10 protein-coding genes are annotated in these 12,052 nt (G+C 68.2%); 6 read left to right on the forward strand and 4 right to left on the reverse strand.

The genetic code is table 11. The features are described 5' to 3' along the window. From WS75_RS34015 to WS75_RS02840, 4 genes are all read left to right on the forward strand, one after another. Positions 1 to 180: hypothetical protein (locus tag WS75_RS34015; RefSeq protein WP_179948867.1), on the forward strand; the 180-nt coding region annotated here is incomplete at its 5' end. A 96-nt stretch (positions 181 to 276) separates the two neighbouring features. Then, complete coding sequence (locus WS75_RS31385; protein WP_218919261.1) at positions 277 to 606, forward strand: PAAR domain-containing protein; 330 nt, start codon at positions 277 to 279, stop codon at positions 604 to 606. Between the two features lie 445 nt (positions 607 to 1,051). After that, positions 1,052 to 5,551, forward strand: coding sequence for a DEAD/DEAH box helicase (locus tag WS75_RS02835; RefSeq protein WP_059679070.1), 4,500 nt, complete (start codon positions 1,052 to 1,054; stop codon positions 5,549 to 5,551). 131 nt (positions 5,552 to 5,682) lie between these two features. After that, complete coding sequence (locus tag WS75_RS02840; RefSeq protein ID WP_059679071.1) at positions 5,683 to 6,957, forward strand: APC family permease; 1,275 nt, start codon at positions 5,683 to 5,685, stop codon at positions 6,955 to 6,957. Between the two features lie 85 nt (positions 6,958 to 7,042). Here WS75_RS02840 and WS75_RS02845 read toward each other — a convergent pair whose 3' ends face one another. The 3 genes from WS75_RS02845 to pcaQ all read right to left on the reverse strand — a co-directional run bounded on the left by WS75_RS02845 (position 7,043) and on the right by pcaQ (position 8,890). Beyond that, the gene (locus WS75_RS02845) at positions 7,043 to 7,339 is read right to left on the reverse strand and encodes an XRE family transcriptional regulator (RefSeq protein WP_059466239.1); all 297 of its coding nucleotides are present in this window, start codon (positions 7,337 to 7,339) and stop codon (positions 7,043 to 7,045) included. 70 nt (positions 7,340 to 7,409) lie between these two features. Beyond that, positions 7,410 to 7,769 carry a type II toxin-antitoxin system RelE/ParE family toxin gene (locus tag WS75_RS02850; protein ID WP_059598893.1) on the reverse strand — a complete coding sequence of 120 codons (360 nt, stop codon included), beginning with the start codon at positions 7,767 to 7,769 and terminating at the stop codon, positions 7,410 to 7,412. Between the two features lie 134 nt (positions 7,770 to 7,903). Then, entirely contained in the window at positions 7,904 to 8,890 is a 987-nt protein-coding gene (gene pcaQ, locus WS75_RS02855; RefSeq protein WP_059679072.1) for a pca operon transcription factor PcaQ, read from the reverse strand. Positions 8,891 to 9,384: 494 nt separating this feature from the next. On the opposite strand from pcaQ, the gene pcaH reads away from it, so the two are divergent. Continuing rightward, the gene (pcaH, locus tag WS75_RS02860; RefSeq protein WP_059525082.1) at positions 9,385 to 10,092 is read left to right on the forward strand and encodes a protocatechuate 3,4-dioxygenase subunit beta; all 708 of its coding nucleotides are present in this window, start codon (positions 9,385 to 9,387) and stop codon (positions 10,090 to 10,092) included. A gap of 3 nt (positions 10,093 to 10,095) precedes the next feature. Then, positions 10,096 to 10,689, forward strand: a complete 594-nt coding sequence (gene pcaG / locus WS75_RS02865) for a protocatechuate 3,4-dioxygenase subunit alpha (protein WP_059679073.1) — start codon at positions 10,096 to 10,098, stop codon at positions 10,687 to 10,689. A 462-nt stretch (positions 10,690 to 11,151) separates the two neighbouring features. On the opposite strand, the gene WS75_RS02870 is transcribed toward pcaG, so the two are convergent. After that, positions 11,152 to 11,931, reverse strand: a complete 780-nt coding sequence (locus tag WS75_RS02870; protein ID WP_059679074.1) for an AraC family transcriptional regulator — start codon at positions 11,929 to 11,931, stop codon at positions 11,152 to 11,154. Positions 11,932 to 12,052 lie beyond the last annotated feature (121 nt).

Genomic DNA, 12,052 nt, shown 5'->3' on the forward strand with positions numbered 1-12,052 from the left:
CTGCCGACCGCCAAGGACTGGCTGCGCAAGCCCTGGCTCGTGCTCGGCAAGCTGATCTGGCTCGTCTGCATGGTCTTCCCTGACAGCCTCGCAGAAGTCATCGAATACAGCGTGCCTTATGCGCGGTTCCCGCACGAGATCGACGCACTTTGTGGCTTACCGGACGACGACGAGACCTAACCCGATGTAACTACGCGCACTCTGCGCGACCTGTTGACGGCGCGTCCTGATGCTTGCTCACGTGGAAGATCGACGACGTGATACGAAAAGGATGACATGCAACCACCCGATTACCGAAGCAAGCGTCCGGTACGGGAAACAAAAGAGGAGCCTCGAACTATGGCTTATGGAGCGATTCGCTTGGGAGACCGCCATTCCGGTGGCGGCACCATGATAGAAGCCACCGGCTTTCCGGTGGACGGTGTCCCGCAATGCCTCATGGGCGACAAGGCAGAATGTCCCACGCATAACGGGACATTCCCGCTGGTATCCGGCGGCGATCAATTTGCACTGTTTGATGGGCGCCCGCTGGTTTTCGAGCCAGCACAACTGGCCTGTGGCTGCTATGTGATGTCGTCATGCACCGGGCGCTACGCCAAGGTGTAGGCCGGGCATCGCGGATGCCTCGCCGCGGCTCAACGGTAACTATCGTTACGAACAGGCCATGCCAACTACCTTCACGCCCCGGTATTTTTTTAAACATCACGGGCATTTCCACCCGATTTTCTGCGGCGGATCCGGCATCCAAATCAGTCGTTGGTACGTGAATACGACATGGCTAAGACAGGAAAAACCGACAGGACAAAATACTTCCCAAGGGCGAAGCGTAGGCGTCAGCCAGGCTCCGGACATTTGGATGGCTCGATGGCTACCTCGTTGGTAGTGAGTGAACCGCTTGGCTTTCCGAGCCATGACGATTCAGGCTTCTTGCCTGACGCATGATCAACGTCTGAATCGCCGACACACCGTGCCCGGCACGCACACGCGACGTCTGGCACACTGACGCTTGGCGCGCGCCGCCCACGCGCTCGCACCCCAATTCAACGCTCCGATGGACGTCACCGCTACCCGCCCTGCCGCCAGTGCGCTCGACGTGTTCCACCCGGCCGTCGCCGCGTGGTTCCGGCGCACGTTCGCCGCGCCCACCGGCGCGCAGGCGCTCGCGTGGCCGCACATCAAGGCCGGCCGCTCGACGCTGGTCGCCGCGCCCACCGGCTCCGGCAAGACGCTTACCGCGTTCCTGTGCGCGCTCGACGATCTGGTACGCGATGCGCTCGCGCACGACGGCGCGCTGCCCGACGCGACGCTGGTCGTCTATGTGTCGCCGCTGAAGGCGCTGTCGAACGACATCCACGTAAACCTCGATGCGCCGCTCGCCGGCATCGCCGAGTCGCTCGCGCTGCTCGGCCTGCCGGTGCCGGCGATCCGCACCGCCGTGCGCACCGGCGACACCACGCAGGCCGAACGCGCGGCGCTGCGCAAGCGCGCGCCGCACATTCTCGTGACGACGCCGGAGTCGCTGTACGTGCTGCTGTCGTCCACGTCGGGGCGGCAGATGCTGTCGAACGTGCGTTCCGTGATCGTCGACGAGATACACGCACTGGCATCGTCCAAGCGCGGCAGCCACCTCGCGCTGTCGCTCGAACGCCTCGACGCATTGACCGGCCGCGCGCTGCCGCGCATCGGGTTGTCGGCCACGCAGAAACCGATCGACGCGGTCGCGCGCTTCCTGGTCGGTGGCCCGGCCGACGCGCCGCGTGACTGCACGATCGTCGACACGGGCCACACGCGCGAGCGCGACCTCGCGCTCGAACTGCCGAACGTACCGCTCGAACCGGTGATGGCAACCGACGTGTGGGAACAGGTGTACGACCGCATCGCCGCGCTCGCGGCCGCGCATCGCACGACGCTCGTGTTCGTGAACACGCGGCGCACCGCGGAGCGCATGGCGCGCCATCTCGCCGACCGTCTCGGCAAGGACGCGATCGCGGCGCATCACGGCAGTCTCGCGAAGGAGCATCGCTTCGAAGCCGAACAACGGCTCAAGCGCGGCGAATTGAAACTGCTCGTCGCGACCGCGTCGCTCGAACTCGGCATCGACATCGGCGACGTCGATCTCGTGTGCCAGGTCGGTTCACCGCGCGGGATCGCGCCGTTCCTGCAACGCGTCGGCCGCTCGGGTCACCATGTCGGCGGCGTGCCGAAGGGCCGCCTGTTCCCGCTGTCGCGCGACGAGCTGGTCGAATGCGCGGCGCTGCTCGACTGCGTGCAACGCGGCGAGCTCGACGCGTTGCGGATTCCCGAAGCGCCGCTCGACGTGCTCGCGCAGCAGATCGTCGCCGAAGTCGCCTGCGCGGAATGGCAGGAGGACGCGCTGTACGCGAGCTTCACGCGGGCGGCGCCGTATGCACGCTTGTCGCGGGAACGCTTCGACGACGTGATGAAGATGCTCGCGGAAGGCTTCACCAGCCGTCGCGGCGTGCGCGGCGCGTATCTGCATCGCGACGTGGTCGGTGGCACGGTGCGCGGGCGCCGCAACGCGATGATGACCGCGACGACGTCGGGCGGCACGATTCCCGACATGGCCGACTACGCGGTGCTGCTGGAACCCCAGGGCATCCAGGTCGGCACGGTCAACGAGGATTTCGCGATCGAGAGCCTCGCGGGCGACGTGTTCCAGCTCGGCAACCAGTCGTACCGGATCATTCGCGTGGAAACGGGCCGCGTGCGTGTCGAGGACGCGCAAGGCCAGTCGCCGAGCATTCCGTTCTGGCTCGGCGAGGCGCCCGGGCGCAGCGACGAATTGTCGGCGGCGGTCGGCCGGTTGCGCGCGCGGCTCGACGGGCTGTTCGCCGAAGGCGATCGGCTCGCGAAGGCCGGTGGACGCAAGCACACGAGCGGCGACGCGGCCGGCAAGACGGGCACGCGCGGCAACGCCAGGCAAGCGGCGCAAGCCCGTGCCGCCGCCGATTCGCCCAACGATGCCGTCGGCACCGCGATCGAAACGGCCGAAAGCCGCCTCGCGCCGGCGCTGCGCTGGCTCGTCGACGATCTCCATCTGTCGCCCGATGCGGCCCGCCAGATCGCCGACTACCTCGCGCGCGCGCGCGCGGCGCTCGGCGCACTGCCGACGCAGGACACGCTCGTGATGGAGCGCTTCTTCGACGAATCGGGCGGCACGCAGCTGGTGATCCATTCGCCGTTCGGCAGCCGCATCAACCGCGCGTGGGGGCTCGCGCTGCGCAAGCGCTTCTGCCGCAGTTTCAACTTCGAGCTGCAGGCGGCTGCGACCGACGACGCGATCATTCTGTCGCTGTCGCTCGCGCACAGCTTCGCGCTCGACGAAGTGTGGCGCTACCTCCGCTCGGCCAGCGCCGAGCACGTGCTGGTCCAGGCGCTGCTCGACGCACCGATGTTCGGCGTGCGCTGGCGCTGGAACGCGACGACCGCGCTCGCGCTGCCGCGCTTCACCGGCGGCCGGCGCACCGCGCCGCAGTTGCAGCGGATGAAGAGCGAGGATCTGCTCGCGACCGTGTTCCCCGACCAGGTCGCGTGCCTCGAGAACATCGTCGGCGAACGCGAGATCCCGCATCATCCGCTCGTCGACCAGACGCTCGACGATTGCCTGCACGACGCGATGGATACCGACGGCTGGCTCGCGCTGCTGCGCCGGATCGAAAGCGGCGCGATCGAGCTGATCGCGCGCGACCTGCCCGCGCCGTCGCCGCTGGCGGCCGAGATCCTGAACGCGAAGCCCTATGCGTTCCTCGACGACGCGCCGCTCGAGGAGCGCCGCACGCAGGCCGTGCAGTCGCGCCGCTGGAGCGATCCCGAATCGGCCGACGATCTCGGCGCGCTCGACGCCGACGCGATCGACGCGGTGCGCGACGAAGCATGGCCGCTCGTGCGCGATGCCGACGAAATGCACGATGCACTGCTCACGCTCGCCTGCGTCGCCGACAGCGAAGCGCGCGCGCACGAAGGCTGGCCCGAGCGGCTCGCGGAACTGGCCGAACGCCGCCGCGCGACGAAACTCGTCACGCCGGACGGCGCAGCGGTGTGGGTGCCGGTCGAACGGCTGGTCTGCATGCGCGCGCTGCACCCCGACGCACGCGTCGCGCCCGCGCTGGAGGTGCCCGCCGCCTGCGCGCAACCATGGGAAGCCGATGCCGCGCTCGTCGATGTGATCCGCGCGCGGCTCACCGGCTTCGGGCCGCTGATGCTCGACGCGATCGCACAGCCACTCGGCCTGCCATCCGCGACGGTCGCGACCGCGCTTGCGGCACTGGAGCGCGAAGGCTACGTGATGCGCGGCCGCTTCACGCCGGGCGCGACGACCGACGAATGGTGCGAACGCCACCTGCTCGCCCGCATTCATCGCTACACGGTCAAGCGGCTGCGCCGCGAGATCGAACCGGTCGAGCGCGCCGATTTCATGCGCTTCCTGTTCCACTGGCAGCACCTGACGCCCGACACGCGCGGCACGGGCCGCGACGCGCTCGCGGCCGTCGTCGCACAGCTCGAAGGCTACGAAGCCGCGGCGAGCGCATGGGAAGACGCGCTGCTGCCGGCGCGCCTGACCGACTACACGGCAGGCGGCCTCGACGAGCTGTGCCGCTCGGGCAAGCTCGTGTGGACCCGAATCGGCGCGCCGGCCCGCGCGGCCGGCGCCCCCGTGAAAACGACGCCAGTCGTGCTGCTGCCGCGCCGCCACCTCGGTGCATGGCAGGCGCTGCGCAACGCGGACCCGCAACCGGCGCTGTCCGCGCGCGCGACGCAGGTGCGTGACGCACTCGCCAGGCATGGTGCGATGTTCTTCGACGCGCTGCTCGACGAACTGCACATGCTGCCCGTCGAACTCGAACAGGCGCTCGGCGAACTCGTGTCGGCCGGCCTCGTGAATGCGGACAGCTTCGCCGGGCTGCGCGCGCTGTTGAAGCCGGCGGTCAAGCGCAGCGCGACGTATGCGCCGCGCACGCGGCGCGGCGGCGCGCTGATCGGCGGGATGGACGACGCCGGCCGCTGGGCGCTCGTGCAACGCGCCTCGGCACCGGACGGTGCGCCCGCACCGAAGCGCGGCCCGGCCGCGACCGATCCCGACGCACTCGAACATATCGCCTGGACGCTACTGCGCCGCTATGGCGTGGTGTTCTGGCGGCTGCTCGAACGCGAGGCCGACTGGCTGCCGAGCTGGCGCGAACTCGTGCGCGTGCTGCAACGTCTCGAAGCGCGCGGCGAGATTCGCGGCGGACGCTTCGTCGCGGGGCTCGCGGGCGAGCAGTTCGCGCTGCCGGAAGCGATCCCGATCCTGCGTGAACTGCGTCGCCAACCGGGCGACGGCCAGTACGTGTGCGTGACGGGCGCCGATCCGCTGAACCTGGCCGGCACGTTGTTGCCCGGCGACAAGGTGCCCGCGCTGGCCGGCAATCGCGTGCTGTTCCGCGATGGCGTGCCGGTCGCGTCGCTCGTATCGGGCACGTTCCACTACGTGCCCGAGCTGCCGCCCGCTGCACGCGAGGATGCGCGGCTGCGGCTCGCTCGCCGCTACTGACATCGGCTGACACGCGGCACGTCGCGGACTACTGAACGCCGCGCCGCAGCGCCGTGCCCGTTCGGGTAGCATCGAACGATTCACCGCGCGGCCGACCGCGCCCAGAACAAGCCTTCCGGAGACTGCCCTTCATGTCCTCGCATGCCGATTCGCCCGCCGCTCATCACGCGGGCTCGCTGACGATTTTCCAGGGCGCCGCGCTATATATCGGCGCGGTGCTCGGCACCGGTGTGATTGCGTTGCCCGCGCTCGCCGCCGAGGTCGCAGGCCCTGCGTCGCTGCTTGCGTGGGCCGCGCTCGTCGTGCTGTCGGGGCCGCTTGCGGCCACCTTCGCCGCACTCGGCGCGCGCTATCCGGACGCGGGCGGCGTATCGACCTACGCGCGACGCGCGTTCGGGCCGAAGGCCGCGGCGATCGTCGGCTGGTGTTTCTATTTCGCGGTGCCGGCCGGTGCGCCGGCCGCCGCGATGTTCGGCGGCGCGTACGTCGCGGCTGTCACGAGCGGCGGGCATACGACGGTCATCGTCACCGCTGCCGCGCTGATCGGGACGGTGTCGGCCGCGAATGCGTTCGGTGTCACGGTGTCGGGCCGCATGCAGCTCGTGCTGTCGGCGCTGCTCGTCGCGCTGCTGCTGGCCGCCGTGTTCGCATCCGCGCCACATGCGCGCACGGCGAACCTGCATCCGTTCGCGCCGCACGGGTGGCTCGCGGTCGGCCAGGCTGCCGCACTGCTCGTGTGGAGCTTCGCGGGCTGGGAAGCGATCACGCACCTCGCGGCCGAATTTCGCCGGCCCGCGCACGACATGCCGCGTTCGGCCGGCATCGCCGTCGTGGTCGTCGGCTTCCTGTATCTGTCGGTCGCGGCCGCGAGCGTGACGGTGCTCGGGCCGTCGGCCGGCGCGTCCGGTGCGCCGCTTGCGGAACTGATCGCGGGCGGCATCGGCGGTCATGCGCAGGTGCTGGCGGCCTCGGCTGCGCTGCTGCTCACGCTCGGCACGATGAATGCGTATTTCGCGGGCGCGGCCAAGCTCGGCGCCGCGCTCGGGCGCGACGGCGCACTGCCGGCGTGGCTCGCACAAGGCAGCCAGGTCGGCGGCGTACCGCGCCGCAGCCTCGGCGTGATCGCACTGCTGGCGGCCGTCGCGCTGGCCGCGACGACGCTCTCGAACGTCGGGCCGAAGCCGCTCGTGCTCGTCACGTCCGGATGCTTCGTGATGGTGTACGGGCTCGGCGCGGCCGCCGCGCTGAAACTGCTGCCGCGCGGCGGCATCGCGTATCGCTGCGCGTGGATTTCGCTGGTCGCCGTCGCCGGGCTGTTCCTGACGACCGGTTGGTATTTCCTGTGCCCGCTGCTGCTCGCGGGCGGTGCGCTGCTGTATCTGCGGATGGCCGGACAGCGCACGTGATCGCGCGCCGGTGCCCGTGTGCGGACGAGCGTGCGCCCGTTCGCCGCGATGCACGGGCCCGCCCCGCACCGCTTCGCCCGGCGCGTCAGGCCGGCACGAGTTCGAAGCTGAGCCGCTTGCCGAGCGCGGTGGCGGCGCTCGCGAGCGTCGCGAGCGTGAGGCTCGTATCGGTTTCGTCGAGCAGCCGGTTGAGCGCGGCGCGGCTCGTCTTCATCCGCGCGGCCATCGCGGTTTTCGTGATGTGCTGCGCCTTCATTTCCTGCCCGATCTGCCACGCGATCACGCGCTTGATCGCGGTGGCGGTGGCCGCTTCGAGGTGGCCTTCCTCCTCGAGGAATGTGTCGAAGTCGCTGCCGATATGCGGGTTGTTCGTGGTCGTCATGAGTACTCCAGTGCATGGCGTTGCCGGCCGACCCATCGCCGATCTCATGTGGCGGCGCGGCCGGGGGAATTCAGATGGCGCGCGTCAGCGCTTTCAGCCGCGCGACGGTCACGTCGAGATCGTCGGACGGCGTGGCCTGCGACTGCTTGAAGAACGCATGCAGCAGCACCATCGTGTCGCCGACGATCGTGAACAGCACGCGCGCGCTTCGCCGCGGCAGCATCACGCGGATTTCCCAAAGATCCGCCGACATCTTCCGGACCAGCGGCATGCCGAGCGGCCAGCCGAGTTGAACGGTCTTGATCTCTTCGCCGATCATCCTGCGCTCGATCTGCCCGAGCGCCTCCAGCCATTCGCGCACCGGCTCGTTACCACGCGCGGTGCGGAAAAACCGCACGCCGAGCGTGATCTGAATCTGCTGTCTCGCCATCGTCGTGTCATCGAGCGTATCAAAAACGGTACGATATGCCAAGCATGACGAGGCCCGCTACTGACCGAACGGCTAACGAGTGAAGGTGAAAAAACGACGGCCGGACACCACCCGCCCACGCCCTGCCCGGTGTCTCAACGCGCGCGGCGAGCCGGCTTGCGCGCGCCGCGGGGCGTGCGATGGGTGTGCGCATCGCCGAACCGCGCCTGCGCGATCTCGCGCACGGCGTCGATCAACGTCCGGGCGACGGGCGACGGTTGCGCATCGGTGCGCAGGATAAGCCCGACCGGCTCGTCGGTGCCCGCGGACGGCAGCGCCAGCCGCGCGAGTGCACCGGCCGACAGGTCGTATTCGGCCGCATAGAGCGGCACGAACCACACGGCGTCGTTCTCGAACGCAAGCGCGCGCGCGACCGACACCGACAGCACCTCGATGAACGAATCCAGCGGCGGCGCGCCGCATGCGCCGAGCAGGTGCTCGGCCGACTGGCGGATCAGCGTGCCGTACGGCGGCAGCACGACCGGGTAGGACGCGAGTTCGGCAGCCGGCGCGGCGCTCGCCAGCAGCGGATGGCCGGCGCGCACGACCGCGACGAGCGGTTCGTTGTACAGCTGCTCGAACGCAAGCCCGATCATCCGCTCCGGCTCCGACAGGCGACCGATCGCGCATTCGATCGTCCCGGCCTTCAGGCGCTCGAGCAGCTCGGCATTCGCGGCCGTCGCGATCCGCACCACGATGCGCGGCCAGCGTGCGATCAGCGCCTTCATCAGCGCGGGGGCGAGCGATGCCGCAACCGTCGGCAGCATGCCGATTTCGAGCGTCGCCGCAGCCGCGCCGCCCTCGCGCGCGAGCAGTCCGACGCCCTGCCGCAGCGCCAGCACGCACGCATTCGCATGCGGGATGAACAGTTGCGCTTCGCGGGTAGGCTGCGCGCCGTGCCGCCCGCGTTCGAACAACTTCACGCCGAGGATCGACTCCAGTTCGGCGATCGTCTTCGACACGGCCGGCTGCGTGATCGACAGGCTTTCGGCCGCCTTCTGCACGCCGCCCAGTTGCGCGACCGCGAGAAAACACTGCAGGTGCCGGAACTTGACGCGGCCGTCTGCGATACGGTTATTCATAACGAGTAGTTATGCGAGTGGCAATGAAATGCCATTTTGCATAACTTTCCGGAAAGACCCAAGCATTCGGCGCGGTGTCACGCATGACGCCGCGGCGCGTGGAATCCGGTCGGCTCCCGGATCCGTTTCGCGATCAGCAGAGCCGTGCCGCACTGCCGCGCAGCGACACGCTATCGCCCGAATTCGACGGGATCGTCTTCGATCCCGCCCGGCCGTAACGACTGACGAGCGACGGGCACGCTCAGGAAGACCGGATAACCACAACAACGAAACAAAAAAAAGCAGCGACAGGCTGGCTGGAGGGCCGTGCCTGGAGTCGTCACCGACGACGCGAAGCCCGATCGCCCTCTCCGCCGGACAGGCGGATTTTCACTGGCGCCTCATAACATAACGAATGGTTATGCAATTCGCGAAAAAAGTTCATTTTTCATAACTTTCCGGATTGACTAAAGTCTTGCCATCCACTTCGCGAAATACCCAACAGGAGACGCCCGATGGATTCCCCCACGATCCTCACGCCGCGCGACTGGCCGTCGCATCCCGCGTATGTCCACCCCGAGTACCGTTCGTCGGTGAAGCGCGGCCCGACGCGCCCGATGATCCCGTTGAAGGAAAAGCTGCGCGACCAGTTCGCGCCCGTCTACGGCGCCGAGGATCTCGGCGCGCTCGACCACGACCTGACGAAGAACGCCGTGAAGAACGGCGAGCCGCTCGGTGAGCGCATCGTCGTCACCGGCCGCGTGCTCGACGAAGGCGGCAAGCCCGTGCGCAACACGCTCGTCGAGGTATGGCAGGCGAACGCGGCCGGCCGCTACGTGCACAAGGTCGACCAGCACGACGCGCCGCTCGACCCGAACTTCCTCGGCGCCGGCCGCTGCATGACCGACGCCGAAGGCCGCTACCGCTTCCTGACGATCAAGCCCGGCGCCTATCCGTGGGGCAACCATCCGAATGCGTGGCGTCCGAATCACATCCATTTCTCGCTGTTCGGAGACTACTTCGGCTCGCGTCTCGTCACGCAGATGTACTTCCCCGGGGATCCGCTGCTCGCGTACGACCCGATCTTCCAGGGCACGCCGGAAGCAGCGCGCGACCGCCTGATCTCGCGCTTCTCGATGGACATCACCGAAGAAGGCTATGCGCTCGGCTACGAATTCGACATCGTGCTGCGCGGCCGCGACGCTACCCCGATGGAGCGCTGAACCATGACGACGCTGAAGCAAACCCCTTCGCAAACGGTCGGCCCGTACTTCGCGTACGGCCTGTGCCCGCAGCAATACGATTACGACCTGAAGAGCCTGTTCACGCCGACGATCGCCACGCCGGAGGCCGAAGGCGAGCACGTGCTCCTGGTCGGACAGGTGTTCGACGGCGACGGCAACGTCGTCAGCGACGCGGTGCTCGAATTCACGCAGGTGGACGCGGCGGGTCGCTATCCCGCGTCGCGTGACGACATCGCGAAGTCCGGTTTCACGGGCTTCGCGCGCGTCGGCACGGGCACCGATACGCAGAACCGTTTCGTCGTACCGACAGTGAAACCTGGCCGCATCGCCGCCGACGAAGCACCGCACGTCAACGTGACCGTGATGATGCGCGGGATCCTGACCCACGCTTTCACCCGCGTGTATTTCGACGACGAAGCTGCCGCGAACGCGGCCGATCCGGTGCTGAACCTGGTGCCGGCCGAACGCCGCGCGACGCTCGTCGCGAAGCGCGACGCGCAGCCGGGCCGGCCCGTCGTGTACCGCTTCGACATCCACATGCAGGGGCCGAACGAGACCGTGTTCTTCGACGTGTGACGCGCGAGCCGGCGCCGGCCGGCTGATCGCACCGAACCGCCGCGTGGCGCGATACCAACAGGCATCGCGGCGCGCGGCGGTTTTCGTTTTCGGGCGCCAAGATTCGATGCCGTGCCGCAGCACGTCCGGTCAGGATCGTCGAACGCCCGTGGTTGCCTGCTTCAGACCCCGAAATCGAACGCGCGCTTAAAACGCATGCTGCGACTGCACATGAATCGTTGAGGCCGCGCGATATCGTTTGTGCGTTATGCGGCGTATGCTTTGCTATCCGCAGCACGCTGACGGAATTGAATCGGATCAAGCAATAATTTCACGCCTTGATGCGCGACTACGGCACGACTGGCCGTCGCGCATTTTTTCTGACCGGGTGCCTTTAAGCGCGTCTGACCGAAACCTGGCAGGCGCGTTTTTTTCGTCCATGACCGAAGCACGGCACCGCGCCCGCCGCCGTATCCGCTCCGGCTAGCGGCGCGCCTCCAGATACCGGCTCGGGGTTTCGCCGAGGATGCGGCGAAATGCCGACGTAAAGGCGCTCGCGCTCGCATATCCGAGATCGAGCGCGACACGCGTCACCGGCTGCCCGTCGCTCAGCCGTGTAATCGCCACCAACATGCAGACGTGCTGACGCCACGCGGCAAAACTCATACCGGTCTGCGCGCGGAACAGCCGCGTAAACGTGCGCCGGCTCACGCCTACATCGGTCGCCACCCGATCGAGATCGGCCTCGATCGACGGCGACGCGAACAGATGCCGACAGATCTTCGCCAGACGCGCATCGGTCGGCAGCGGCGCGTGCAGCGACAGCCGCGGCATCGTCGCGATTTCGGCGATCAGCAGCGCCATCAGCTTGCCCGCCCGACCGTCGACGTCGTACATCGCCGGCAGGTCGATCGCATCGTCGATCAACTGCCGCAGGAGCGGCGACACACCATATACGCCGCACTGGGCCGACAGCCCCGCGGCCCGGGCCGCGTCTTCGGACACGAACGCGTTGAGCATCGTGACCGGCCCGGTCATCGTCATTTCGTGCCGCACGCCGGCCGGCACCCAGCATGCGCGCTGCGGCGGCACCAGCCAGCGGCCGTACGGCGTCGACACGCTGATCGTGCCGCGCGACGCAAACGCGAACTGCCCGCGCCCGTGCGCGTGCTCCGGAAACGTCGTACCCGCCGCGTAGTCGTTGGCGATCACCACGACGCTACGCGGAATATGTTCGTAGGGATCCAGCAGCGTATTTCTCAAAGCCCGAATTCCATCATGAGTGACCCGATAGCGAAGGCGGGGCACCTTCGATCGGTCTACGATCCGCTCCACGCTTGCGCGACCGGACGGCCGCGAGACCCGACGGCCGAATCGGCCGGAC

Source organism: Burkholderia sp. FL-7-2-10-S1-D7, from assembly GCF_001524185.1.
In the GTDB taxonomy this organism is placed as follows: Bacteria; Pseudomonadota; Gammaproteobacteria; order Burkholderiales; family Burkholderiaceae; genus Burkholderia; species Burkholderia diffusa.